The organism is Mesotoga sp. H07.pep.5.3 (assembly GCF_002752615.1).
Classification (GTDB): Bacteria; Thermotogota; Thermotogae; order Petrotogales; family Kosmotogaceae; genus Mesotoga; species Mesotoga prima.
Genome location: NZ_AYTV01000025.1, coordinates 315315 through 341193, shown reverse-complemented (window position 1 = coordinate 341193; position 25879 = coordinate 315315). Strand labels below are relative to the sequence as shown.

The window sequence follows — 25879 nt, the reverse complement described above, 5'->3', positions numbered from 1 at the left end:
TGTAATAATTGAAAAGAGGTGATTGTGTTGAGAAAAACTCATGGAAGTGTAGATATTGGTTTGATTATTGGATTATTCTCACTTGTGTTGATTGGTAGCCTTGCATACCTCTTTCCCACTTCGACGATTCCCGGCCCAGGTGGTAAGTACGAAGTCGGAGTCGAGATTATTGAGCTGGATGATAACAGCAGAATCGACCCATTTTCCGGCGGAGAAATGACCCGCAGGCTCGTGATTGATATATGGTATCCCTCGGATGATACGTTGGGTAAGAGAAGAAGCCCATGGTTCAGGAGCCATTCGCTTTTTGTGAACAGCCTCGCCGATAATTATAATCTTCCACCCATACTGTTTCAGCATTTGAGAGCCGTCAAAACTAATTCATTTATTGGCGCGGCTCCTTCGGCCGATGCAAATAATCTACCGGTAGTAATCTTATCTCCAGGGATGCCGGCTATAGTTCCCTTGTATTTTTCATTCGCGGAGTATTTGGCTAGCAGAGGTTTTGTCGTGGTAGGTATTGAGCATCCGTATGCCGCATCAGTCGTGGAATTTTCCGACGGTAGTCAGTTTCACTTCAGTAGAGATAGAGTGCTCGATCTTCCTGGAGCTGAGACATTTGAAGAAGGTGCCAGGCTTTCTATGGAGTTGATGGCTGATGATCTGTCTTTTGTAATAGACAGTTTGTCCAAATTGAACGAAAGTGAACATCAGCTGGCGGGTATATTTGATCTTGACAGAGTTGCTGCATTTGGTCACTCTGGAGGTGGCGGAGTTGTAAACTTTGCGTCATTTGATGGCAGTCGAATAAAGGCTTTGCTTTCATACGATCCAGCGCTTTTCATGCTCAATGACAATGAGATTGAAGAGGGTATTGGAATACCTTCACTTATTATTGAAACCGATGAGTGGAAATTCCGAGAAGAATCGGGAAGGATATCGGATCTGATTGAAAACAGTGTTTTTCCTCCCTTACATATAAAGATCTCCGAAGCCAGGCATCCGGATTTTGCAATGCTAGATCATCTGTCGCCGTTAGCTCATTTTCTTGACTTCACTGGTAGTTTTATGAAGAGCGGTGGCGAATACTATCTCTACGACATTATTCACAGCTTCCTCGAATATACATTTGGCAATTTGAGTGAAAGTGAATTACTGTCGAGACTTCTTCAAAGGGATGATGTGAGAGTATTCAAGGGGATCCATGAGATCCCTAGGTAATGTTTTCCTCTTTTAGCATCAAAGGTACGACTGAAATAGTGATTGCTGTATTCACTATCGTGCCCGTTGAGAGCATTCTGCTTAGAAGGAGAGAAGTCTCAGCGGCACGTTATTTGAGAGCCAAATTCCGCCGAAGAGTAAACTGTGTTCAAAAGAATTGTGGGACGTAATTTTGCATTTATTTCAATAAGACTTATATTGTCCTGGATCATTTGCGTAGTTAATTGAGGAGTCAAGCATTAGGCAAGGAGAGCTTCGGGCAATGTCAGGAGGTAGTTCTTCTTCTATTATGTTCCGCATAGCTTTGATACACGATCTCGGGGTCGATGACAACCGTCACTTTTCTTAGATTCACTCCCTGACAGGAGGTTACAAATACTGCTAGGAGAAGTCTCGGGAAGGCTGGCAAAAGGCCTGGATTGACTTCTCTCGAAGTCTTTACCAGAGGGCCTTTTGTTTGGTATCAGCTGAACAGATTGAGTATTATCTAAATTGAAAGAACGGAATGATTCGAGAGATCTTCTGTGATTCTTTGGGACATACAGTCTATATTTCCAATGAAAGACCATCATATGCGACAGCAATTCCGAAGCGAACGTAGAACTGTTCGAGTTCACTCTGCGTTGGATTAGGATAGTGGGAGAAGTGGTGCGCGTAAATCTTGGTTCTGTCGTCCATTATTCCGTTTCTTCTCATTGTTTCCACTGTCGAGACAACCTGTTCTGCAGTTTGATGATAGGGGAATGTGACCTCTTTCATGAATCCAAGGGTTGAATCTATCGCTACTAGATCCAAAGGAGAGTCCAAGAAACTCTTTATCAGTCTTAGTGAAAATTCATCTAAAGGGCCTGTATCTGTGGCATAGAAGAAGGATTTACCCTTCTTCTTAATCAAGAATAACAGAGCCTGTTCACCTTCCTTCACTTTGTGGACAGCGGGAATAGGTATCACGCTGTAATCGTTAAGCACAGTTTCTTTGTAAGCTTCTGCAATTAACAAAATAGTTTTGTCGGGATCAAAGTACACTGAATCCGAAATCAACGACAGAACAGTCGAATTCGCTAGCACACTCATCGGAGAAAGTCTTTCATAAGAAGCATTGTATCTGTCCATTCTGTAACCAAAGTTAGGCAGATATAGATGGTCTGAATGAGAATGAGTTATCAGAAGAGTTCTGACATTGAAAAGTGTGCTCCCGGTCTTTTGAGCGCCGGCCATAATGTTTGGCCCAAAATCAATCAACAGGTCATCATTAACAAGAACGGCCGAGGTCAAACGGAAGTTGTCTGGACCGGCCTCTCTGACCTTTCTGCAATTGTCGCAATCACAGAATACGTTCGGATGTCCTTCGTAAGCTGCAGTTCCAAGAAATAGGACTCTCATTTTTTCTCCTCCAAATTGGATGATTGTTGAAAATTATCATTGTGGATAAGTAACAAAAAGTCAATGCAGATTGGGGAAAAATCTTATCCCTGGCAAAAAAGCTTGCAATGTAAACACTCTTATGGAATCATCTGACTTTTCTTCGAATCAAGGGAGATTCTTTCCATAAAACTGGGCAAAGAAGACCCGCCAAAGGATCCCAGTATTTCTGGCTTCTCAATGCCCAGCATGGTCCTTCGAAATCGGTCGGCTTCAAAGAATAGCTTGAGCCTTACTTTATTACGCACTGTAGTTCCTGTCGGTCGTTGTCTTCATGGATTCTCTGCCTTTCAAATGGTATCTATATAACCAACGCTGACCAACCGTCGGCAGCTGAACAAATAATCAGAGCGAAGCGTCTCCAAGAGACTCCTCGATTCGTCTATGCAGAGTGACTAACCGATTTCATGGTAACTGGGGTTTTCAAAGAATCAAGTTCAGACTTTAGGAGATTCATGCACTTCTTTCTAAGTCGTTGAAACGCAAAACTCATTTTGATGAAACTTTCTGTCCCTCCTGCCCTATATCATGACATTTCATAAGCAGATTTCGCTTGACATCTCGCAAAGCAAAGTGCATTTCAGATCTTCAGCGGGACACGATCCTGTTCTTTCCTGTGTTCTTTGCTTCATACATCAAAGTATCAACTTCAAGCAAGAGATCATTAACCGATTCGTCACTCCATTCGGCAACTCCAATGCTAATGGTCACAGGTATTTCGTTAGTTCTCTTCAGTGACTCACTTATTCTCTGCGCAGTGGAAAAAGCTCCCTCAACTCCTGTTGAAGGAAGCAAAATAACGAATTCCTCTCCCCCATACCGAAAGGCATAATCAATCTTCCTGATACTGGATATAATAAGCGAGGAAAGAGATTCGAGAATTTCATCACCCTTCTGATGACCGAAAGTATCATTGATGACTTTAAAATCATCAATATCTAGCATGATTACGGATAACCTGTTGCCATATCTCTTGGCTCTATTGATCTCGTACTCAACTATTTCAAACATCTTCTTTTGATTCATCAGCCCAGTCAGCGAGTCGGTTTCAGCCCTTTCCTTCAACAACTGATTTGCCGATGAAAGCTGACTTTGCATTTCTAATAGTTCTTCGTTCTTTTGGACTATCAATCTGTTCGCTTCATCGAGTTGTCGATTTCTCTTTGCCATACTTTCGATTTCTTTGAGTTTTTGCATCGTGGAGAAGGATGATCGCAACTTTGCGACCATTCTCGCTTCCTCTTCTTTGAAAATCTCTGCGTTCAGCTTAGATATTTCTCTATGGGTTTCCAGAGCTCCTTCAACGTCACCTACAATCTCCTGTATCTCTGAAATGACTGTAAGTCTCTGAAGAATCTCCGATTTGTTGCCTTTTGATTTGTGATATTCGAGAGAAGTGTTAAGGGACTCTAGGGCCGAACCTAATTCACCAATAGCTCTGTAATAGTTCGCCTCATAACGGCAGACTTCTGCAAGAGAAAACTCATCTTCAATCTCGTTGGCAACCTCTCTAGCTCTTTTCAGAAGATAATGTGCTTCATCCTCTTTGCCCGTGTACGTATAAATATCAGCAAGATTCATGTAGCTGTTGGGTAGGTCACTTTTGAGTGAGTTCTCTTCTTTGAGCTCAATGGCCTTCTCGATAAATACCGCTCCTGAACCATCACCTTTAATATTCTCAACTGCGATTCCCTTGTTGTTGAGATATTTGGCGAGAGAGTGATTGTCATTATTTCTCTGAGAGAGATCGATAGCTTTATCAATATATTCGAGAGAAGTCTCGAATTCTCCCATTTTGAGGTATACGCCGGCAATGTTGTTATAGATCATAGGCAATCGTGAATCATCCCCAAGCTCATCAAAGACAGATATCGCGCTGGCAGCATACTCCAGAGCCTTCGAAAACTCGCCTGATTGACAGCTAATTCTTATCATTGAATTATAGACAAAGCCAAGTTCAGAACTGCATTGATTCCCGATTTTTTCCAACTCTCTGCCAACAATTTCAAACGCAATCTGGGTTTCTCCAGAATCAACGAGGGATCTCTGAATCCTTTTGAGAAGCGAAATTCTCGAATCAAACTCCGATTCATCTTTGGACAGATATTCTTCATACAAGTCTGCAAAACTCTTTTCCTGTTTTATATGATCCATCTCATCCACCCTTTTCAAGAAGTAGCCTGGCTTGTTTCCAATCTGTCCTTTCCCTTTGTTTTGGCTTCATAGAGTAGCTTATCCACAACGGCAATGTATTTGTCTGCCGACTCGCCATTCCACTCTCTTGCACCTGCACTGAATGAAACCGTTATCTCCAGTTCTTGGCGAAAGGATTCCTTCAACCTTGAATAGACTTCGGTTGCCTTGTCTAGATCAGCTAACGGCAGCAGAACGAGGAACTCTTCTCCTCCATACCTGAAGGCAAAATCATTTTTTCTAATAGAAGACTTGATGATTCTTCCAATTTCCGAAAGAACCTCATCACCCTTTAGATGACCATATGAGTCGTTCACGAATTTGAAGTTGTCCAGATCGATCATTATCATCGTAAGAGGAGTGCCGTATCTCTCTGCTCTTGCGATTTCGTTTTCCATTGTAGTCCGCATCTTTCTATGGTTAAGCAAACCGGTTAGCGAATCGGTTTCGGCCTGCCTTTCGAGAAGCTTATTGGTTTTCTCAAGCCTGCGTTTCATGTCATGCAGTTCGTTGTTCTTCTCTGAAATTTCTTCATTGACTTTTCTGAGTTCACTGTTCTGCTCAAGAAGAGAACGCATTTCTCTGAGGTTTTCTCTTGCTTCGAAAGATGACTCGAGTTGTGCTAATGAACGCGCTTGTTCTTCTTTGAATATTGTACGATTCAGTTCCGTTATCAGTTTGAATGTTTGCAAAGCTTCATTCGCATTACCCATTAACTCATGTATTGAAGAGATCTCATTCAGTACGTCTAGCAGCTCCGTATTGTTTCCGTTTTTTTGGTGATACTCGCTTACTCCTGTCAACAGCTCCAGTGCTGAGAAGAGCTCACCTTCGGCCTTCAAAAAGCGTGCCCTGTACTTCATTGTCTCTGTCAGAGCTCGCTCATCCCCGTTTTCCCTTGCCATAGTAGTTGCTCTTTGGAGTAATTCAGAGGCCTCTTTCTTCTTTCCCGAATCGTAATAGAGCTCTGCCAGATTCAAATAGCTGTTGGGCAATTCATCCTTCATGTTGTTCTTCTCTTTGATTAAAATCGCTTCTTCAAGATACGGAATTCCAGATTTACCAGTTTCCGAGTTCTCAAGAATCACCGCAATATTGTTCAAACAACAGGCTGTATTAGTCTCGTCACCATTTTTTTCTGGCCATTTGCAGCGCTTTGTTCGCATTCGAAAAAGCCTTATCATACTCTTTCATTTTGAAGTAGATCCCTGAGGTGTTAATCAAGACTCTGGTTAGCAATCCCTCTTCCTCTTTTTCTCTGCAGATTGTCTGAGCCCTTCTGGAATACTCGACTGCGCCCGCGAAATCTCCTACAAGCGCACTCAGTTTAATCATGGAGTTCAAAAGCACTGCCATTTCCAAAGAATCACAATTATCGAATCTTCTTATCTCCCTTTCAACGATTCCGTGGGCGGCAAGTGTATTTCCCTGATGATTAAGGCTGGAGATAGCTTTATTCAGATAAGTTATCTTTAGGGAAAGATCGCTTTCTGGAACCGACATGTATTCCGTCAGCAACTCAACAACTCTATCTTTGATTTCCGTATTGTCTTCCATCACTGTCTCCATTTCTTGTATTTCTCTGGATGTAAGTGCTTCTAATTATTCACGAGATAGAGCTAAAGCGCCTCCCTGAATATGGTAAGTGGAAGCTTAATCAAGGAATAAAGTCCGTATCTTCGTGATCATCATCATTCCAATATACCGTGATCACTTCAAAATTATTAAGCCTCTTTTCCAGTATAACCGTCATTTCATCGTCCGACACTTTCAGTCTGTTGTAGTTTGCTATCTGTACCCTTATGCCTTCTTCAAGGACTCTAATTACCCTATCCGTTTCGATTCCTCTTTCATCCATTCTTTGAACGGCATGCTGACTGAAAGAGATTTCCCGTTCCTCTTCTCTCTTTGCTACTTCATCTTTCTCGCTTAAACCTTTTATGAGAAATGCAACGACTATAACTGCAATAATCACCACTAAGGTGAAGAACATATCTGCCTCCAAGATGTTCTGCTCTGCGATTTTTAAATCTAGTCGCTTTCCCCTATCTTTAGCAGTATGTCATCCATTATATACGGATCCTCCTTACTACCGCCTCCGAAATGGTAGCTCTTAGGTTCTGGATAGATGTCCCGGTAAACGGCTTCGATACCATCGAAATCCCAGGTTGTTATGTATACTTTGAATCCATTTAGGCTTTCTGGTCTCCCGATGGTTTCACCGGGAATCCTTAGTACTACCTCGCTCTTCATTTTGTTTGTCTGTACAAGAGGAGTTGGAGATATTGCTGTGCCGAATGACTTGGGGCCGCTTCCTTCTGCAGAATACGCAACAATCGACCAACCGTTTGCAAAGATGAAATAATCCCAGTCAAGTCCGGCCGGCATAGTTGCATTCAAAAAAGGCAGGACCGTTGAACCAGTCTTGTGGGGATCATCGATGAATATCTGGAAAGTGACATGATCGAATCCGTTTTGTGGTCCCCACGTGTCAGTCAAATCCTTGATTCTCATGTTAAGAGAAAGCGATGCTCCTATCTGTCTCAATTCAACTCCCAACAGGTCCATCTGATTCTTGAAAGAGATATCCGTTGGATACTCGTATCTTCCCTCCGGTCCTTTGTCGTCTCCTTCTGGATCGGAAAGCGAAGACAAGAGCAGTTCCGGTATGTCGAGAACAACTGTATAGTCCTCACTGTAAATTGACTCCCTTTTCGTTCTTCCGTAAACTTTAAAGAGAATCGAGTGAATTCCAGGATCGAACTTCGATATGTCCCACTCGTAAGACCACTGTCCATCTTCGATTTCTATATCTTCGGCCTCCTCAATCCTTGCATCAAAGATTATCCTTGCAGAAGAAGCTCCTGAGGCAGTTCCTGTGATCGTATATGTCGAAGCAATCTTCTGAGCATATTCTAGATTTGCATTGAACTGGATTTCGGGGGAATCAACCGATTGATATTCCTCTGAAGCCATGCCAACATATACTGAGCGGGGATTCATTGTCATTAAGAGTTTTCCGTCCTTATCTACCGTATAGCTTTTCGAAAGCGAGTTGAAGGTGTAAACCGGCTGAATTACCTGACCCTCAGCCAAGCCTGACTCCATGTTTGCTAGAATCCGCCGCTCACCTGCAGTGTTCATTATGACGTAGATTTTTTCGTTGCCATGCTCCAGGCTGTAAGCAAAGATCCCGGGCCCATTGGGATCGGATTTCAGGACTTCAACTCTTCCGTATCTTAATGCAGGATGCTCAAGCCTGAGTTTGGCCAAATCGCTCGTGTACTTATATAACTCAGATTGCGTTTCAAAGTGGTTCAATCCGCCAGATTGGAAGCCGTCTTCAAACATTGCCTCTCTTGTTTCAACGAAGCCCTGTTCCGTACCGTAATACACAACTGGTATCCCAGGAACAGTGAAGATGAAGGCCAGCGCCTGCTTGAGGCTTGCTAATCCCGCTCCCTTAAGAAACCTCTCCATATCATGATTATCTATGAAGGTTAAGAGTCTAGTGTGGTTGAAATAACTCTGCCTTGTCTCGAGTCTGTACCCCAAATTGGCAGTAGGTTTTCCCTCCTTGAAAACACTTCGGAGCTCAATATTCAGCGGAAAATCGAGCATTGCATTCATGCCAGATTCGAAGAACTCCCCAATAACTCTTTCTCCAGTGTCTTCAAATGGGTCGCTTCTTACCCAGGCTTCACCAAATGTCAGGAAGTTCAATTTGCCGTTCTTGCTGGCGATTTCGTAAACACCAGACTCTCCATTCAAGAATTCCCTCCAGAATTCGTGGGGCACGTAGATCACGGTGTCTATTCTGAATCCATCGATGTCAGCCTCATCTATCCAGAAAGTATAAGAATCCTTCAACGCAGAGATTACTGAAGGGTTTTCCGTGTTCAAGTCATCGAGTCCCGACATCTGATAGTTGAACTTCTGATCCTGGTCGTTGAAATCAGATATGTCAGGTGTCCAGTGATATATGTTCTCGTCTCTGTGCTCCACAAAATTGTTCAGAGAGAAGGGGTATTGCTCCGGAGAATCCGATGGAATGCTTCCTGAATTCATTTCGAATTCGCCGTCCACGAATCTAAAATAGTCACCCACGTGATTAGGAACTATATCCTGTATTACTAGCAGACCTTTCTCATGGGCTTTTTCTACCAGCTCCTTATATAGAGCTATGTCGCCGAAATGTTCATCGATCCTTTTGAAATCTCTCGCCCAGTAACCGTGGTAGCCACCGTAGTTGACCCAAGGATTCCACCACTGGTTGGCAACGGGAGGCGTAATCCAGATTGCAGTCGCGCCGAGTCCTTTGATATAATCTAGCTTATCGATTATTCCCTTCAAGTCCCCACCATTGTATCTTGAGTTGTCACTACCAGCCTCTCCTAATCCCATGTCGTCGTTGGATGGGTCACCATTTGAAAACCGGTCAATCATTAAAAAATAGACTACTTGATCCTCCCAGACAGCTGACGAAAGGCAGATTGGTGTTACGAAAAGCATTAATAGAAGAGCGATGAATACTTTCTTCATACACTTAACCTCCTGAGTATTAGATCAAAACGCTATCGAGAAATTCGCCAAGGCTCTTGACCCGGAGTCTGTGGTCTATATGTCTGTTGTACGGCCAGTCCATTATGTATGTATTGATCCCGTGATCAAGTAGGTTCTCTATGTGATGAGGGGCGTCGTCGACCGCGAATTCAATGCCAAGTACTTCGCATAGTTCGCCCTTTCTTGAACTGACTATTACCGAAACTGGTTGACCAATCTCTTCCTGAATCCATCTTTGAGATTGGGTCTGAACATTTCTCCCTTTGGTGGGAAAGCGAGAAGTAATGAAGTAGACCTCATGCTGACCTTCGGCTATTAGTTCTCCTAATCTCCTAAGATCTTCATCGCTTGCGTATGAAGGTAGTGATTCGTAAAAGTTTGGTGTGTTTCTAATCCTTTCCCAGACCCTTTCTTCCATTTCAAGCGTCAAGTTGGGCACGCTTTTCCAGAAATCCCAGATCTTGACTTCGACTTCGATCGGTACTTCATCATACATTTCATGGGCAATTCTAAGAAATGCAAGATTGAAGTTTGTGAGAATATCATCTATGTCTATCATAATTTTCATCGCTTCACCTCCGCTTAGAAAAAGTATATATCATACAAGTGCCTCTTCTAGTAATCACCAAAGTACTCTTGCAACTTTAATCGTCAATACCTGCCGTTAATTTGTTTCGATTTGTTTCCGTTCATTCCGTATTCACCAAGCTTTGTCATCAAATGACGTTTGTGGGATAATCAAGACAAGGTCTTCTCTTAAGGAGGAAGAAGAATGTTCGAACTCAAGGAAGTCGCACTGATATATGAAACAAAGAAACAAGCTCTGGCAGCGCTAAAATCAACAAACCTAATTATAGAACAAGGAGAAGAGGTAGGAGTTTTCGGCCCTTCCGGTTCAGGAAAGTCTTCCCTTCTCTTCATCATGAGTACTCTGAAAGAGCCAAGTCGCGGCGAAGTTAAATATGAAGGTAAGGAAATCACCGCTCTTACTCCATCGGCAAAGGCGGAATTAAGGCGGAAGGAGTTTGGTTTTGTCTTTCAGGAACACTTCTTGATTAATCATTTAACTGTGAGAGAAAACATCCTGATCCCTATAAGAGATAAACGAAGAATCAAAAGGAGAGTCGAGGAGATTACTACTGCGCTTGGACTTGATGACTTGCTGAAGAGGTTTCCTTATGAACTCTCAGTGGGGCAGAGCCAAAGGGTAGCTGTAGCGAGAGCTTTGATAGGAAATCCTAAGGTCGTTTTTGCCGATGAACCGACCGCTTCACTCGACGATGAAAACGGTCGAAAAGTAATCAACCTGTTGAGATCTTACTGCTCGAAATCAGGAGCGACTCTAGTCTTGGTCTCTCACTCAGCGGAAATTATCGGTGATTTTAAGAGAAGGATCAAAGTTGAAAACGGGCAGGTATACGAGGATACTGTGAATGCTTAAGTACATTTGGCTTTATTTCAGGAGAAGGCCCGGGAGAATTCTAGTCTTCATATTTGTTGTTGCTTTAGGCGTCGCTGTAAGTATCGTTTTGAGCTCGATATTTCTCTCTTTTGGAGAGACCAGAAGCAGGATCTCGAAGATCAACGAAAACTGGATTACTGTGCAGTACCTTTCCGATACCGGTAGAAAAGAAGAGATCGATGACAGCCTCAAAGAGATTTTTGCAGACGTATCAGGCATTTCAGATGTAATCCAGGTGGATATCGCTTATCTTGGTTACAATCTTTTTGGAAGCGCAAGAGCGAATTTTCCTGTTTACGGAATAAAGCAAACCGACATTGCACGGATTTTGCAGCTGAGCCAGTCTTACATAGTAGACGGAAGGATTTTCTCCCCTAAAACAAATGAAATAATGGTTTCCGACTCGTTCTTAAAGGCCTCCGGAGTCGGTATAGGACTAGTGTACGAGGAGATCTTCGAGACGGCGAGCACAGGGCTGTATAATGTTGTTGCTGCACTTAAAGGCCCTTCGGTTTTTGGAATCGGTCCGTCCGAGATTTCAGGAGGAAAAGGGGCATATGGATTCATAGTGCTTTCGGAAAGAGGTTTTTCAATAGCGGTCGAAAGTGAGTTGAGGTCAAGAATAGCCGGTGAAGAACTCAAAGTAGGGGTTCAAGGTCCCATCTCTTCAAGAGAGAATATAGAAAGAAGTTATTCCGGTTACTACCTGGGAGTCCTCCTGTGCAATCTCTGCGTTGCTCTTGTGTTTATAATTGGACTTACAATGCTTAACTCGGTCAGCATTCGTGAAAGAAAAAAGGAATACGGTATTCTGGCCGCAATTGGCCATTCACCAGCGAGCCTCGGTGCGAGACTTTTCTTTGAATCCGTATACCAGTGTGCCGCCGGTTGGATTATTGGTCTCTTTGCGGGAAGGATTCTTGTTTCATATCTAGAGACTCGATTTTTCGAGCCCAACGGTCTGTTTGTCGGCGATATCTTTGTCTCTACGATATGGACACTAGTTATTCCAGCAGTAACTGTTGTATTCACTCAAGTTTTGATCGGGAGTCACCTGAGTCGAGATCTTGTGGGACTTCTAAAGAGCTCGGAAAAGAAGAAAGGGATACTAAAGAATAGATTTAAGAACATAAGTTTGCCGTGGCTTCGATTTCCGCTGAGAAGCGACGGCTATAGATCCCTATTTGTAAACATAATAGTTTTTGCCCTTCTCGTTACGCTTTTCGGATCATTGCTTTCCTCGCTTACCGATACTATCCGCGATAGTGGTCGGTTCTTCGATAGTTGTTCTTATGTCCAAACTACGGAAAGTGGTGATATTGAACTGCCAGAAGAGATTGTTTCCCGATCCAGGGCTGTACTTCCCGCTTCACTTTTAAACCTAGATGTGAAGCTTATCTTTGGAACCACAGAGATCTTCATTCCCGTTGTTTCATCGAAGGATTCAGAGCTTGTGCCGACACTTGTGGGAGGTACTTCAGAAAACGCATTCTATGTCAGCAAGGGCCTGTTCGATCTAATAAATAGCGGAGAGGTTAACGGCTATGGCAATTCTTCACCGGTTGTGCTTCCGTCCCTTTACGGTCTCTCCGGTATCGTTGTGGAAGAAGAAGTTGCTGCCGAGGGGCTATTGATTTTTCACGCTGGGGATGATCTGGTTGAGGAAATCAGGTTATTTGCTTCTGAAGCCGGTGTAGTTGAGGTTGTAGATCGTCGCTCATTCGAAGCTAAGATTCTCAAGGAGAGTCAGTTCATGAATCTCATAACCTCGATTATCATATATCTTCAATTCTTCGTAGTTGTCATTATTGCTATCGTCACTGTTACAAGGATAGTTCTGGGAAGACGAAAAGAGCTCGCTATTAGGAACATTATTGGTCAGGGAAGGGGTGAAATAGCTCTGCTGCTTTTCGGGGAGTTGATTTTAGTGCTATTTTCAGGAGCCACAATCGGGTTTCTCCTGGGAACAATGAGCTGGAGTATATTCGGGGCATTTTTCCTGTCTGGAGTGTACATTTCATCATTCGTGGCAGCTAAGGTTTTTCTTAGAATCTTTATAATGATACTAATTGTCTTGTTTTCTGGTCTTGCAATGGAAAGGTATCTGATATCCAGGCAGGATCCTTTGTCGATTATCGAAAGATAGGTGTAGAAATGAGGTTTAGAGAACTGGTTAGCCCACCCGATGCTTATGAGACAGGTCCGTTGAACAAGATTACTGATCTTGAAGGAATAGAGGTAGGACATTTCACTTTGATTGAAGACGCGCCAAGATGTTTGCGTACCGGCATAAGCGTCGTAAGGATTTCTGGGGTATATAGATCTCCGATTCCAGCGGCGTGCAGCGTTTTCAACGGTTATGGGAAATCGATGGGCCTTGTGCAGATAGAGGAGCTCGGGACTGTGGAGAGTGACATCTTTCTCACAAATACTCTGTCGATAGGGGCTGTCCAGCAAGGAGCAGCGAAACTAGCACTTGAAGACAATCCTGAAATGGCATCCTTAAATGTTGTTGTAATGGAGTGCAACGATGGGTTCCTCAGTGATATTCGCTCACTATCTATCAGAGAAGAGATGGTATCTAAAGCTGTAATGGATGCAAGAAAAGACTTTGCTCTTGGTAGTTGCGGAGCAGGAACTGGAATGATCTGTTTCGGGTATAAGGGGGGAATAGGATCTTCATCCAGGATTATTGAATTCGATGGGAGGAAGTACACCGTGGGGGCGATTGTCCTATCGAATTTCGGGAGATCTTCCGATCTTAGAATACCTTCGCTAGAGTTGTCTAACGACAGTGGTAGTTCAGCTCAAGGTGCCGGATCCCTGATCATGATTCTTGGCACCGACCTTCCCTTGATGCCCCATCAGCTGAAGCGGGTCTCGCGACATATGAGTCTTGCCATAGGTTTTCTTGGAGCTCCCGGACATCACGGAAGCGGTGATATCTCTCTTGCTTTCAGTACTGCGAGGGAGTACTCTTTGAGCGATCAGCGATTGATGAAAAATGAGAATACGATTAGCGAGATATTCAGGGCTTCCACATGGGCCTGCGTTGAGGCCATAGTTGATTCGATGCTTTCTTCCGACAGTATGACTGGCTTCAAAGGATCGGTCAAATCTTTGAAGAGCGCAGTGATTCGCAAACCTTGAAATTAATCTAGTTGAACTGTGTCGACCACTCTGCACGGTAACCTATTGATGTTAAGATTGAATATTCATTTATCGGGAGATGAAAATGAATGCTTAAAACTCGAGACCTAAAGTCGAAAGAAGTTCTGGAGAAGCGTTCGACAAGATTAGTTTCATGAATATCGATGGCTACCGTGATTTCTTATCGCTTTTAAGGAACGGAATTATTCTGTGTGAGTTGACATTCGAGGGACGCTGCAAAGTGATCGATGCAAATTCAGCTGCGCTTGAAACTGAAGGTCTTACGAGAGAAGCTGCCATTGGAATGGACCTTGAACACGTGTTTCCTCCGGCCCGGGAATTCAGTGTAATGGGCGGAGTTCGTAGAGTAAACGAAACGGGCATTCCACTTCACATTGGATCGAAACATAATCCAGAAACAAGAAGCGAGATTTGGAGAGATGTATCGATTTCCAGACTTTCTTCAAATGTTATCGCCATCGTCTACAATGACTTTGACGAATCATCTGAAGCGAGGAAGGACCTGAAGAAGAGCAAATTTGAGCTAGATAGGCTGTTTTCAAACCTTCCCGGGATTGCCTTCCGATGCAAGAACGACAAAGACTGGACTATGGAAGTTCTCAGTGAGGGATTGGTTGATCTTGCAGGCTATAGACCGGAAGAAATAATTGGAAACAAAAAACTGTCATATGCGGATCTCATCTTTTCGGAAGACAGAGAAAAAGTCTGGAAAAGTATACAGGAGTCTTTTACCAGAGACGATCATTATGAGATTGAGTATAGAATAGTGACCAAGTCAGGCATTGTCAAACACGTACTGGAAAGGGGGAAAGTAATCAAAAACCCAGCTGAAGATCAGTCGTTCGTAGAGGGTTTCATCTCCGATATAACGGATCTTAAGGCTGCAAAGATCGAGATCGAAGAAAGCAAAGAAAGACTCGAAAACACTTTCAAGAGTACTGTGAATGCTCTTTCGAAGATCACTGAAATCAGAGATCCTTATACCTCCGATCATCAAAGAAGAGTTGGACTCCTCGCTGAAGCAGTATCTAGAAAAATGGGACTTGAGAGAAAGCTTTGCGAAAACATCAGAATAAGCGGGCTCCTCCATGACATTGGTAAGCTTTGGATCCCTTCAGAGATTCTAAGTAAGCCAGGTAGACTCAATAAAATAGAAATGGAAATGATCAAGGAGCATCCACGACTTGGTTGTGAAGTATTAGGGGAGATCGAGTTCGGTTTCCCGATTGCAGAATATGTTATTCAACACCACGAAAGAATGGACGGTTCCGGTTATCCAAACCGATTGAAAGGTGAAGAAATATCTCTACCGGCAAGAATAATTGCCGTTTCAGATGTTGTGGAAGCAATTTCATCACATAGACCATACAGACCTGCTCTTGGACTGAATGTCGCAATAGAGGAAATCACATCCGGAGCCGGAACTCTTTACGATCCTTCCGTTACAAGGACTTGTGTTGATCTTCTGAAAAATGGTTTTTCCTTCTAGTAGATTACTGGGAGGGGATCGCCTCTATGATGTTTCTCTTTATAGAAAACAGGGGAATCCTTCTTCCTGTGACAAGAACCTGATACGTCCTTCCCACTTCTAGCATCCTGAAGACCTTAGACGCAGCATAAAAGCCCTGGCTTTCTGCGTTTCTCACTGTGAATTCCTCGCCTGACTCGGAGATTATTCTGTAGTCGGAATTTCCCGCGCTTGAATTGTCTATCTTTTTTATGACGGTAATCTCAGTCATCACTACCGCTTTGTCACCCCAGGTAAAGACCATAAAGAAGGCAAGCGCCACCAGTATTGTACCGAGTACTACAAAGATCTCTCCAGAAATATCTTTGAGTCTTCCTTTCAAACAAATCACTCTCCAACTTGCTACGTCTAAACTCTTTCGATTTTCCAGGCTGCTTTCCTGAGTCTATTCATTATTGCGAGACCGACTCCCGTTTCCGGGAAAGGCTCCGCTATAATTTGAGAGAAGCTCATGTTCTCCTTATTTCTGAGCTCTTTGAAGAGATTTGATGCGACTTCAAGAAGGTTACTTCTCGAACCGAGAACCACCTTCTTTACTTGAACGGGATAATAGTCCCGGAGCTCTTCGGAACAGAGCACAAGTGAGCTCTTCCTTCCGGCGATGATCCCCACTTTGCTGACTACCAAACCCAACTCGCCTTCCACAAGTATCAAAGGAATGTCAGGTGAGTAGTGACGATACTTCAAGCCAGGAGACAAAGGATCACCGAGATACTGCTCCCGGCCAGATGCAAAGCCCGGTATTTGTAGATCTGGAAGTACGCATTTGAGCTGATCTGGATCTATCGGCCCGGGTCTCAAAAGAACAGGTCTTTCCCTCGAAAGATCTATGATAGTCGATTCTAGACCGAAGACTGTCGACCCCGAAAGGATAATACAGCTGACTCTCCCATCCATGTCTTCTACAACATGTTCTTCTCTGGTTGGACTGGGCTTTCCCGACAAGTTGGCGCTGGGAGCAGCAACTGGGACACAAGAAAGCTCGATAAGCTTAGAAGCTACCGGATGAGACGGAAACCTGATGGCGACCGTGTCAAGCCCAGCCGTTACCGAGTCAGGGATTCTTTTTCTCTTCCTGAAAATGAGAGTTACTGGGCCTGGCCAAACAGTGTCCATCAAAGCTGAGTACTCGCTGAGATTCTGCAAAACAAGATCGGCGACCATTTCACGACTGGAAACATGAACAATCAGCGGATTGTCCTGCGGTCTTCCCTTTGCATGGTAGATTTTCGAAATTGCAGATTCATCTAGGGCGTTGGCGCCCAACCCGTATACCGTCTCCGTTGGGAAGACAACCAACTCACCTTCCCTGATAAATCTCGCTGCTTTTTTCAGTCTGAACTCATCCGGTTCCTCTGAATTTACTCTCAAATAAACTGTATTCATTCATCCTCCGTGATTCAAAAGAACTTGCTGATGAATTTCCAGAGCCACAACATTCCCGTAATACATACACTGACAATAAACCCCGAAGTGATTGGAAACCAGAACTCAAAACCATCTCGGCTTACATGAATATCTCCCGGAAGCCTTCCCAGACTGAGACCTGCCTTCCGGAAAATGAATAGGAGCAAAGCAATCGCCAGGCACAACAAGCCCACTTTCGCCAGGAGTTTCTCAAAAGCCTCCGGACTTATCACACGATCACCTTCCTCATAAATTATAAACTATTTCTTTGAGGCAAAATGAAAGGGTTTTGCCGAAGGAATCGCTCTTGAGAAGAGCGCAGGATAGATTGATTGTTGGGGTGGGATCAAGAAACAATCAGAGAAAGTCCACCACTTGATTTCATCGCCCACGGGTTTCCCCCGTTTTCTTTCTGGTAGAGTCAGCGTTATCGTCCTTTCAACTTCGGTGGTTCAAGTTTCCCTGCTTGACAATGAATATTGTCACTGCTTCGTTCATTTCGAATCTGCGGGTTATCTCAATCAAGTTTCATCATGAAGTCGGCTGCATCGGTTCTCTCTTGCCACCCCTGTTTCGCATAAAAGCCACGTCTATATGATTCTCTGTCTCTAATGTTTATCAGTCTGATACGACAGCAACCTCTTTCCCTCGCTTCATTTATGGCTCTTCTTAGAAGTTCACTGCCAAATCCCTTTCCTCGCCAGGCAGTCTTCACAAAAAGCTCGCCAACGTACCCTTCCGGCTTACCCATGAAAAGGTAAGGCAAGAAATGGACGCTCGTGTACCCGGTTAACTCGCCGCCTTCTTCCGAAATGAGAATTAGGTGATCATCTCTTTCAACACTCCATCTGATCATTTCCTTCACACTTTTCAGATAAATCTCTTCTTCAACATTCTTGGTTTTGAACCATCCGATATCAACTAATACCTCGTGTAGACCGGGAGCATCATTCTCTCTAATCTCTCTTATGATCATTCAGATCACGCCCTTTCACATTCCATGTCAAGCCCATTATTCCACAGACGATACTGCACAAACATTCAGTTAATCCTTATGTGGAGAATCCATTTCATCATCTAAAGTCAAGAGCAAGCACTGTGCAGATCTTGAAGAACGGAGAATCCGGGATTCTTTTCCAGCAAACTTCTATCCGATGATTGTGAATCAAATATCTTGAAAAAGAGATTTCTTACGGATACTCCTTTCTTCACTGCCCACTAATCGGGCCTTCTCTCAAGCCAAAAAACCTGAACTAACTCTTATCCGGGGTCGAGATCTTTTAAGAAGTAAGAGCAAATCTAAATGATCGTAAAAGGCTTAATCAGCCTTATTTGAAGAGGCTTGAGCCATCTAGCTTGTATTGACACGACCAGCGCACCATGATAGAATGAACTCTGTAGGGTGGAGAGATGGCCGAGAGGCCGAAGGCGCGTGCCTGCTAAGCACGTGAGGGTTTATACCCTCCGAGGGTTCGAATCCCTCTCTCTCCGCCATTATATTGATTATGGGTGCCCGTAGCTCAGCTGGATAGAGCGCTAGACTGCGGATCTGGAGGCCGGGCGTTCAAATCGCCCCGGGCACGCCATTAATCCTTTGCTATAGAACCATCTCTTTCAGTCTCTCCATAATTTCCTTGGGCTTTGAAATGCCGTAAATGCAGTTCCTTGGGTTAGCAACGAATTCTTTTTCGGTACTCACACTTCCGATAAACGCTCCACCTCGAACGTTCTGAGTACCAGTGTCGGCACTAAAGCCTCCCAATACGCCCCTGTCTCCCGAACCCATTCCAGACGATGTTACAGGTATCACATGACCTACTCCCAACATAAGTTCGAAGAAATTCCTTTTAAGCATCACGTTTGTGATGTGTCTGGCTACGATCATATGGGAATTCGCTCTGAACATTCCATAAGTTACCTCTACTCCCGCATCGCTGAGATTGTACTTGAAGGTAGTTCTATAGATCTCCACAAATACTATGCCAAGAAGCCCTGCTACGATGAAGAGCAGAACCGGACCGTTATCAAATAGGGGCTTCAAATCATTGTAAGTTTCTTCCGGGAATAAGTACCTAACGAGCCATCCAGAAGCGTTCAAGATTGCCGGCCAGAAGAACCAACCGAATTTTTTTCGCGAAAACGCAAGCAAAATGCCTGGAATCACGGTCAAGGCAATCCAGCTCACTATTAAGAACAGCCAGTTGTTTCCATCAATTCCAGAGAGGTCAAAATTGAGATAGAAAACGATTCCCAGTACGAAGTAGTAAGGGTAAATGAAGTATCTGATCATGAAAGAGCGACGCGTTGGTTTAAGATCCATTTTTACCGCCTCCGGCTTTTGAGATCATTTGAAGGAGCTCTTTCTCGAAGCTGTCAGAGTCTTCCAGCACTATCTTTTCGGTTTTCCCATCTCTGAGAAAGAGAAGAGTAGCTTCAGTGGGTGACAAGAGATCTTTAAGAATATACAGGTACAGGTTCATTTGAAAACGATACTTATTCATGAATCTCTTGTTCAGACTGGCAAACTTGAAATCTACTATCCTCCATTTTCCATCCTTCAAATATAGTTTATCAACTATTCCCATTAAAACGTACTTTCCGAATCCATGCTGGAAGTGAAATTCGCTGAAGACTCTTTCCGCCCCTTCTATTTCTTTTATCAGCGGATGAGCTACCAGAGTGGAAAGAACTTTTTTCACTTCAGACAGATCATATTCGTTGAAGTTAATCCTGTCAACTGAGACTGGCCTACCCCCGCTAAGAATTGATTCGAGAGTCGTGACTGAGCCGCACTTACTGATGACTCCCACCGGTTCAAGCAAGTAATGAGCAAGAAGGCCGATATCTGCGGCATTCTTTACAAGACCGGGGCTTCCAGCATATGATCGCGATTCCAGTTCAAATTCGTCGTCTGCAGTTATCGAAGTTGGAGAGAGGTATTTTATGTACGAAGAGTCTGTCAGAGGCAGTACCGAAGTGACTTCAGGTAACAAAGGTTCTTCAATGTAAACAGTCTCTTGAATGGATGGAAGATCGATTGGATAGAAGTGTTTTACTATCCCTTCAAAGGAAGCTTCAATCTTATCGCTTTCCGGTTGGAGCAAAGAACTGCATATCATCTTCGACCATGGTCGGGAGGAATCACCCCTACCATTTAGACTGATAATTATCATCTCACGTGCTCTTGAAAGAGCGACATAAAGAGTGCGCTTTTCTTCTTCATACTCCTTCTCCTCTTCTAGCGATGCCAAACTTCCGATCAGGCCTTCTTCTCTGTCAGGTTTACCTTTACTTATCAGAAAGCCTCCATCATGGAAGAAAAGTCGCCTGTCAGAGTTCTTCTTTTTCCAGAAAGTGTCACCTACAATCACGATTGGAAACTCCAGTCCCTTTGATTTGTGAACGGTGAGAATCTTCACACTGTCTGATTCCTCTGTTTCAAGAGCGGCTTCCGATTCATCGCTGGAATCTATAAAAGCCTTGATGTTCGAGGAGAGCTCGCGAAGCGAGCTGCCCATTCTATCCAGATCCTTCGCAAGCTCAAGAAGCTTTTTGACATTGGCGATCATTCTCTCTCCGGATTTCAGCGTGGCCAGCTTAGGCAAGTAATCTGTTTCTTCAACGAACTTCTCGAGGATTTCGCTCGGTGACAGAATGTACTTAAGTTTTCCGAATTTCTTGAGCAGATCTATTAAGTGCGCAAATCTGTCCTCTTTGCTTTCCATGAGGGCAAAGTACAGTGGCAAACGTCTGAGATCTCTTTTCGACCTTAGTGATAGGACTTCATCAAGAGAAGCCCCGAAAGCCGGCGAAAGCAAGAATGATACAAGATTGTTGTTGTCTAAGGGATCTACTAGGAGATCGAGCCATGACAGAGGTCCGGAGACCTCGGGCCGTTCGTAGAAGTTTCTGCTTCCAACGGTGTAGAAGGGAATATTCAATTTTTCCAGTGCATTCTCGTAGCTAGAGATCTTTGAAAAAGTCCTAAGAAGAATGGCGATATCACCGGGGACTATTCGCCGTTTCTCGTATTCACCGGTCTTTGTTTTGAAAACAAGCTCCTCTTCAATTAGGGCCCTTACGGATCTTGCGACCTCTCTCGAATCGTCAGATGATTCCGTTCGAATTATCCTCACTCTCGAAGACTCAATATCTCTTTGATATGGTAGAGACTCTATGTCTTCATCGTAAATCGAACGAAAAAACTCGTTTTCGAAATCCCTCTTCATTATCTTCCCAAAAAGCTTATTCTGAAAGGTAACAAGATCGGGATGTGAACGCCTGTTGATTCGTAGGTTTCTTAATTCGCCCCCGTTATTTTGAAAGCTTTTCATTGTCTTGTTGAATACCGATACGTCCGCACCGCGGAAACGATAGATAGACTGCTTCGAATCTCCAACAAAAAAGGCTCTATTCTTAGTCTCTTCCCGAAGGAGTCGAATGATCTCGCTTTGAAGCTCATCGGTGTCCTGGAATTCATCTACGAATATAAATTTGAAGCGGTCTCTATATTTCTCCTGGACTTCGGGCATCTTGAGAAGCAGATCCCTCGTTTCTGTGAGCAACTGATCGAAATCAAGGAACCCCGATCTTACAGTCCTGTCTCTGTAATCGGAAAGGATTTCGCTATAGGCTGCCGCAAAGGACTTCGAACCCTCGATGATTTCATCGTCACTTATGATTGAGTCACCTAAGAGACTTCCGACAGGAGATGGATTCAGTGCCAAAGAATGTCGTTTACTTGATATAGCTTCTTTCACAATTCTAAAAGCCTTGTCTAAACCCGTAAGCTGAATCAAAGGTTCCAGGCTTTCGAGGTTATCTTCGAAATATGTTCGTACAACCTTTTCTTCAAGCGTCGCTCTTCTCATTCCGCTTAGAATCTGGAAGCCCGGATCTATTCCAGCAAAAAGGGCAGACTCCCTCAATATCCTTTCGCAGAAGGAATGGATGGTGGAAATCCACGCATACGACATTTTGTTTCTTAAGGGTTTCCAGCTTCCGGGATGCCCGGAGGCTATTCTGTGATCGATTTCCGTTATTACTCGATCCTTCATTTCCCGTGCCGCCTTATTAGTGAAAGTAATCGCTACAACATTGTGAACATCAAGCCGCTCTCCGATTCTGAATGACCTATCGAAGACCGCGACGTACTCCTTAACCAGTGAAAACGTCTTTCCAGTGCCGGCAGAAGCGGTGACAAACATGTCTTTATTCATAGTCTTTTCCGCCTTCTCTCCAGGTTATGGACCTCTTTATCTCGGAGAATCTGCAGTTGTAGCACTTACTTGCAGACACTGTGAATGAGGGAGTGAACTCGCCAGAATAGATTCCCTCGTGTACTTCCTTTAGCCATTTTAGAAGATCAGACTCCTTCACAATCCTGTTGTCCTTTTTCTTACCCGCGAATTCCCAGACCTTGCCTCCTTCTGAAGAAATGGTTCTGAAGGCAGCTTTGTTCACGGTTTTTCCGGTCAAAGTCTTGAATACTCCTCCCGCAACATCAAGGCTTTCATCTTCGAGAAGTTTTTCGGCAACAAGCGAATAGAGGAGCAGCTGTCTTTCATCGCCGCTATCACCGCGCTTGTAGTCTATTAGATAGACAGAGGAACTGGATCTGTCGATATCGACTCTGTCGATCTTTCCCCTCAAGTAAAGGTTTTCGAGTAGCTTCACTGGCTCAGCTTCACCTATTCCGAAGGCCTTCTCAAAGGCGTATGGAATGAAATTGCCTCCCATGAAATTCGGTCTCTTCCCTTCCCTGACTGTTATGTACTCGTGAAGTATTTCGCTCAGGCGTTCAAATTCGAATCTGAACACGATATTGCTATCATGCATCAGGTGTCTCTTGATGTTCTCGGCAAGCGAATCCTGCCAGTCTCTATTCTTGCCCGAAAAGAAGTCCTTCAACACTGAATGAAAGATGTTGCCTTCATCAAGAGGCGTCAATTCAAAGACGTATTCAGGGGAAATATCCAGACCAACAACATAAGAAAGGAAGAAGGAAAACGGACAGTCATGGTAAGACTTCAGTCGTGAGAAGGAGAAGACGTTGCCGACAACTTCCTCTAAACGTCTTCTGTTCTGGACTGACCAACTGAAATCTCTTCTGAAGTTCGAGAGGATGGTATCTAGATTGTTCAAAGGGGGAAAGCTCTTCAGAAGATCCCACTTTTCGTTTAAGAAGAACTTAGCTGCGGAGATCTTCAACTCGGATTGGCTCATAGATGCCCGGAGTTCCGGAATGTATCCAGATCTTCTTCCCACCTTTCTTCCTTCTCTAGTGGTCTTACATCCCGAACTCTCCGCCACATTCTTCAGGTATGGAGAAGGTAGAATTGGTTCACCGTCGATCGTCGATTCAGGCAGAGAGAACCTCACTGATTCCTCAGCAGTAGAAATCGACAGATACAGGTTGAGCCTTTCGTGCGTTTCCTCATCAAGAAGAAGGTCCCTGGGTCTCGAATCTCCAAACTGCGTGAAACTGTACAAAGGATTCATTTCTACGTGCGGATAAGCACCGTCAACGAACCCAACGAAGACCTTCATTCTTTTCTTCGAAAAGCGCGAATTGATGAGTGACTGTATCTCAACCCTGTTTGACTTGTTCCTCGAAAGAGGAAACTTGTCATGCTTAAGCAGAAGCATTAGATATCTGTAGTATTCTTTTGGGGAAACAGAGGACTTCCCCATGAAATACAGAAGTCTCTCCAGGTAAGGTAGGGTATGTTCGAAAAACCTCTCTATTGCATCCATCTCTCTGTCTTTAACTTCACTCTCATACCCGGTTAAACTTTGGATCAGAGAAAGCTCTTTTTCCCAAGTAATGAACATTTTCCGATAATTACCGATATCTCGCTTACGCAGACTTCGAAAAGAGTCGAGGAGTCTGAAGATTCTTTGAACAGCCGGAACTACTTCGCTGTCAATTCTTTCGATCGTCTCATCAAGCTCCTCAGCCGCGCTCATTTCGAGCTCATCGTCGGCAAGGGAAATTATTGCATTTCTTCTTTCTTTCATGAGGTCAACGAGTCTTGAAAGCCGCTCTTCCCAGGAACTCCGTCTCTTTTCCAAGGAGAGCCACAGATTTGGTCTCTCGTAGATAATTCTTGACATAGCAGCGACGGATTCAATAAAACTTGAATCAACTTCTCCCCCATAGCCGCTGTCAGCCATAGCGATTATCTTCTCCGGTGGGAATCCCAGAACCGCCGTTTCAAGTGGCAAGATTAACCGTCTTATCGAGAGAGATGAGTGAAGCTCCTCGTCGCCTTCTATTCTGTGTGGAACACCGTATTCATTCAGTTTATCGGAAAGCAATTTGCTGTAAAGATTGAAGTCGGATGAGACAATCGAAATGTCACCTGGTTCGCAGGCGGAAATAAGAGATTCCTTCACAAATCTCGATACGCCTTCGACCTCGGCGAAGATGTCAGGATAGACCACAACACTCACCGAATCACAGTTCCGCTCTACTTTACCTGGAGAAAACAGGGCTTCTTTGAAGCCGTTCAAACTGCTTGAAGAAGGACTTTTCTCAAAGAATATCCTTTTGATTTCGAGATCTGTGCTGTTTTCGGCTATCTCATCGATCGTCTCAAGTATCGAATCTATGTTTGAAAAGAGACTTTCCTTGTCAGGTTCTTGAGTAATGGTAATAAAAACTTCCCTGTATGTTGGAATGACGGTCTTGAAAAAGATCTTCAGGGCCGGACTGAAATCATGAAACCCGTCGAGGAAAAGAGTGTCCCCGAATTCCTCGTTAATCAATTCATCCTTGTGCTCTTCAATCCTCGTATATGCGTCGAATGTGTCAAAGATGTTTCTCCTGGAGAATCTACTGTCAAGCTCGTTGTAAATTGACTCTAGAACGGAGGCTGCCTCGTCTTCCGTAGAGAATATCCTGTCGAACCCTCTATTCTCTTTTACATCGTGAATCATTTCAAGAAGGTATTCGACGAATACGGGCGAGTCGGCGAGTTCGCCCTTTCCCATTTGATCCAGAATGTCACCGATCTCCAACCTCATCAAATGATTCCCAACGTGTATAGAATTCGGATTCAGTCTACGGAAAACCTCTACGGCAAATTGGTCCATTGCGAGGAATCTCGAAGCCGGGATAGTACCCACTCGCGATATGAAATTCTCTCTAAAGTATCTTACGTGGTCGCCTGAAGGTCCCACGAAGAAGTAGGAGAACGGATCTCTCCAATGGACGGTCTCGAGTTCTCGAAGCAACCGCTCAGTCTTTGCTGAGGCTAAAGGACCTATGAATAGCGTAATCTTCATCTTACTCCTCCCACAAATTCGATTCTATCATCCGCTGAGTGATGTGGAAAATCGCTGATGATTTCTACGGAAAAACCTACACCTAGGCACCCACGAAGCCCGGAGGAAATGCACGAATTCTTTCGTTGCAAAGATAGTTAATTTTGAGAGTGTACGCAGATCATTTAGCCTCTTTGAATCAAATCTCAAATAAATTGTCATCGAAGGCGAAGTAGAACAAGTCATCAAGGCAAAGTTCGTCAGAAAAACAAACTCCTCTTTTAATCCTCAAAAGCCTCAAATGGAAGAAGAGACCTCTTGATTAACCTCTGTAGGAAGAGGTTTCGAGATCTAAAAATCGCGGCGGTTGAAATAGCCGCTAAAAATGGAATATAGACGACGCTCTCCCCCGCAACTCCGGCTTTTTCATAGTACGCAATCACTTGATTTCTTGGGTACCCTTCCAATTCAGAGTATGGGAATTTATCGGTACATATCATCTTCAATGAAAGATTACATTAATTTCATTCATCAGAGCTTCTTTTCGCAGGATCTCTGTTAAATGAAGCAATTATCTTCTGTCTTACATCATGTGGGATTATAGATCGGCACTTAAGGAAGATTTTCAGATACCGATTTCTTTC

The 25879-nt window shown here is 43.9% G+C and carries 19 protein-coding genes and 2 tRNA genes; 7 read left to right on the top strand and 14 right to left on the bottom strand.

The features are described 5' to 3' along the window. The first annotated feature begins 27 nt into the window (after nt 1–27). Nucleotides 28–1221 carry an alpha/beta hydrolase family protein gene (locus tag V513_RS12690; protein ID WP_099773013.1) on the top strand — a complete coding sequence of 398 codons (1194 nt, stop codon included), beginning with the start codon at nt 28–30 and terminating at the stop codon, nt 1219–1221. A gap of 546 nt (nt 1222–1767) precedes the next feature. Here the strand turns inward: V513_RS12690 and V513_RS12685 are convergent. The 7 genes from V513_RS12685 to V513_RS12660 form a co-directional block, all read right to left on the bottom strand. Beyond that, complete coding sequence (locus V513_RS12685; RefSeq protein WP_099773012.1) at nt 1768–2604, bottom strand: MBL fold metallo-hydrolase; 837 nt, start codon at nt 2602–2604, stop codon at nt 1768–1770. Between the two features lie 627 nt (nt 2605–3231). Beyond that, nucleotides 3232–4797 carry a tetratricopeptide repeat-containing diguanylate cyclase gene (locus tag V513_RS12680; protein WP_099773011.1) on the bottom strand — a complete coding sequence of 522 codons (1566 nt, stop codon included), beginning with the start codon at nt 4795–4797 and terminating at the stop codon, nt 3232–3234. 14 nt (nt 4798–4811) lie between these two features. Next, nucleotides 4812–6002, bottom strand: coding sequence for a tetratricopeptide repeat-containing diguanylate cyclase (locus V513_RS12675; protein ID WP_257212125.1), 1191 nt, complete (start codon nt 6000–6002; stop codon nt 4812–4814). Then, nucleotides 5962–6393 carry a tetratricopeptide repeat protein gene (locus tag V513_RS14290; RefSeq protein ID WP_257212124.1) on the bottom strand — a complete coding sequence of 144 codons (432 nt, stop codon included), beginning with the start codon at nt 6391–6393 and terminating at the stop codon, nt 5962–5964. The genes V513_RS12675 and V513_RS14290 overlap by 41 nt, the downstream gene beginning before the upstream one ends. A 100-nt stretch (nt 6394–6493) precedes the next feature. Further along, nucleotides 6494–6829 (bottom strand): DUF4258 domain-containing protein, encoded by a 336-nt coding sequence (locus tag V513_RS12670; protein ID WP_099773010.1) that lies wholly within the window; start codon nt 6827–6829, stop codon nt 6494–6496. A gap of 38 nt (nt 6830–6867) precedes the next feature. After that, nucleotides 6868–9378: an alpha-amylase family glycosyl hydrolase gene (locus V513_RS12665; protein ID WP_099773009.1), complete on the bottom strand. Its 2511-nt coding sequence runs from the start codon at nt 9376–9378 to the stop codon at nt 6868–6870. 19 nt (nt 9379–9397) lie between these two features. After that, nucleotides 9398–9967 carry a 5' nucleotidase, NT5C type gene (locus tag V513_RS12660; protein ID WP_099773008.1) on the bottom strand — a complete coding sequence of 190 codons (570 nt, stop codon included), beginning with the start codon at nt 9965–9967 and terminating at the stop codon, nt 9398–9400. Between the two features lie 204 nt (nt 9968–10171). Here V513_RS12660 and V513_RS12655 point away from each other — a divergent pair, with 204 nt between their 5' ends. The 4 genes from V513_RS12655 to V513_RS12640 all read left to right on the top strand — a co-directional run bounded on the left by V513_RS12655 (nt 10172) and on the right by V513_RS12640 (nt 15521). Next, a complete protein-coding gene (locus V513_RS12655) occupies nt 10172–10840 on the top strand; it encodes an ABC transporter ATP-binding protein (protein ID WP_099773007.1) in 669 nt (222 codons plus the stop codon). Beyond that, nucleotides 10833–13007, top strand: a complete 2175-nt coding sequence (locus tag V513_RS12650) for an ABC transporter permease (protein WP_099773006.1) — start codon at nt 10833–10835, stop codon at nt 13005–13007. Before V513_RS12655 ends, V513_RS12650 begins: the two co-directional genes overlap by 8 nt. An 8-nt stretch (nt 13008–13015) precedes the next feature. Next, on the top strand, nt 13016–14011 hold the full coding sequence (locus V513_RS12645) for a P1 family peptidase (RefSeq protein ID WP_099773005.1): 996 nt from the start codon (nt 13016–13018) through the stop codon (nt 14009–14011). Nucleotides 14012–14252: 241 nt separating this feature from the next. Further along, the gene (locus V513_RS12640) at nt 14253–15521 is read left to right on the top strand and encodes an HD domain-containing phosphohydrolase (protein ID WP_257212123.1); all 1269 of its coding nucleotides are present in this window, start codon (nt 14253–14255) and stop codon (nt 15519–15521) included. A gap of 4 nt (nt 15522–15525) precedes the next feature. Here the strand turns inward: V513_RS12640 and V513_RS12635 are convergent, their stop codons facing one another. The 4 genes from V513_RS12635 to V513_RS12620 all read right to left on the bottom strand — a co-directional run bounded on the left by V513_RS12635 (nt 15526) and on the right by V513_RS12620 (nt 17943). After that, the gene (locus V513_RS12635; protein WP_257212121.1) at nt 15526–15891 is read right to left on the bottom strand and encodes a hypothetical protein; all 366 of its coding nucleotides are present in this window, start codon (nt 15889–15891) and stop codon (nt 15526–15528) included. A 17-nt stretch (nt 15892–15908) separates the two neighbouring features. Beyond that, on the bottom strand, nt 15909–16946 hold the full coding sequence (locus V513_RS12630) for an L-threonylcarbamoyladenylate synthase (RefSeq protein WP_006487187.1): 1038 nt from the start codon (nt 16944–16946) through the stop codon (nt 15909–15911). A 14-nt stretch (nt 16947–16960) separates the two neighbouring features. Then, a complete protein-coding gene (locus V513_RS12625) occupies nt 16961–17200 on the bottom strand; it encodes a DUF2905 domain-containing protein (protein WP_006487207.1) in 240 nt (79 codons plus the stop codon). 284 nt (nt 17201–17484) lie between these two features. Continuing rightward, nucleotides 17485–17943: a GNAT family N-acetyltransferase gene (locus V513_RS12620; protein WP_099773003.1), complete on the bottom strand. Its 459-nt coding sequence runs from the start codon at nt 17941–17943 to the stop codon at nt 17485–17487. A 428-nt stretch (nt 17944–18371) separates the two neighbouring features. Between V513_RS12620 and V513_RS12615 the strand changes: the two genes are divergently transcribed. Together V513_RS12615 and V513_RS12610 are read left to right on the top strand one after the other, a co-directional pair. Continuing rightward, nucleotides 18372–18461: transfer RNA gene (locus tag V513_RS12615), tRNA-Ser, on the top strand. Between the two features lie 15 nt (nt 18462–18476). Next, nucleotides 18477–18553 (top strand) — tRNA-Arg (locus V513_RS12610). A gap of 11 nt (nt 18554–18564) precedes the next feature. Here V513_RS12610 and V513_RS12605 read toward each other — a convergent pair. From V513_RS12605 to V513_RS12595, 3 genes are read right to left on the bottom strand one after another with little or no spacing between them, the layout of a single operon-like run. After that, entirely contained in the window at nt 18565–19287 is a 723-nt protein-coding gene (locus V513_RS12605; RefSeq protein WP_099773002.1) for a PH domain-containing protein, read from the bottom strand. Then, nucleotides 19277–22186 carry a UvrD-helicase domain-containing protein gene (locus tag V513_RS12600; protein WP_099773001.1) on the bottom strand — a complete coding sequence of 970 codons (2910 nt, stop codon included), beginning with the start codon at nt 22184–22186 and terminating at the stop codon, nt 19277–19279. The genes V513_RS12605 and V513_RS12600 overlap by 11 nt, the downstream gene beginning before the upstream one ends. Then, complete coding sequence (locus V513_RS12595; RefSeq protein WP_099773000.1) at nt 22179–25256, bottom strand: PD-(D/E)XK nuclease family protein; 3078 nt, start codon at nt 25254–25256, stop codon at nt 22179–22181. Before V513_RS12595 ends, V513_RS12600 begins: the two co-directional genes overlap by 8 nt. Nucleotides 25257–25879: the final 623 nt, after the last annotated feature.

Excerpts from the sequence above, each read along its gene's own strand:
- V513_RS12605 (WP_099773002.1), bottom strand. The coding sequence starts at position 19,287 with ATGGATCTTAAACCAACGCGTCGCTCTTTCATGATCAGATACTTCATT.
- V513_RS12660 (WP_099773008.1), bottom strand. The coding sequence starts at position 9,967 with ATGAAAATTATGATAGACATAGATGATATTCTCACAAACTTCAATCTT.
- V513_RS12645 (WP_099773005.1), top strand. The coding sequence starts at position 13,016 with ATGAGGTTTAGAGAACTGGTTAGCCCACCCGATGCTTATGAGACAGGT.
- V513_RS12685 (WP_099773012.1), bottom strand. The coding sequence starts at position 2,604 with ATGAGAGTCCTATTTCTTGGAACTGCAGCTTACGAAGGACATCCGAAC.
- V513_RS12665 (WP_099773009.1), bottom strand. The coding sequence starts at position 9,378 with ATGAAGAAAGTATTCATCGCTCTTCTATTAATGCTTTTCGTAACACCA.
- V513_RS12650 (WP_099773006.1), top strand. The coding sequence starts at position 10,833 with ATGCTTAAGTACATTTGGCTTTATTTCAGGAGAAGGCCCGGGAGAATT.
- V513_RS12675 (WP_257212125.1), bottom strand. The coding sequence starts at position 6,002 with ATGCGAACAAAGCGCTGCAAATGGCCAGAAAAAAATGGTGACGAGACT.
- V513_RS12655 (WP_099773007.1), top strand. The coding sequence starts at position 10,172 with ATGTTCGAACTCAAGGAAGTCGCACTGATATATGAAACAAAGAAACAA.
- V513_RS12630 (WP_006487187.1), bottom strand. The coding sequence starts at position 16,946 with ATGAATACAGTTTATTTGAGAGTAAATTCAGAGGAACCGGATGAGTTC.
- V513_RS12620 (WP_099773003.1), bottom strand. The coding sequence starts at position 17,943 with ATGATCATAAGAGAGATTAGAGAGAATGATGCTCCCGGTCTACACGAG.
- V513_RS12600 (WP_099773001.1), bottom strand. The coding sequence starts at position 22,186 with ATGAATAAAGACATGTTTGTCACCGCTTCTGCCGGCACTGGAAAGACG.
- V513_RS12670 (WP_099773010.1), bottom strand. The coding sequence starts at position 6,829 with ATGTTCTTCACCTTAGTGGTGATTATTGCAGTTATAGTCGTTGCATTT.
- V513_RS14290 (WP_257212124.1), bottom strand. The coding sequence starts at position 6,393 with ATGGAAGACAATACGGAAATCAAAGATAGAGTTGTTGAGTTGCTGACG.
- V513_RS12595 (WP_099773000.1), bottom strand. The coding sequence starts at position 25,256 with ATGAAGATTACGCTATTCATAGGTCCTTTAGCCTCAGCAAAGACTGAG.
- V513_RS12680 (WP_099773011.1), bottom strand. The coding sequence starts at position 4,797 with ATGGATCATATAAAACAGGAAAAGAGTTTTGCAGACTTGTATGAAGAA.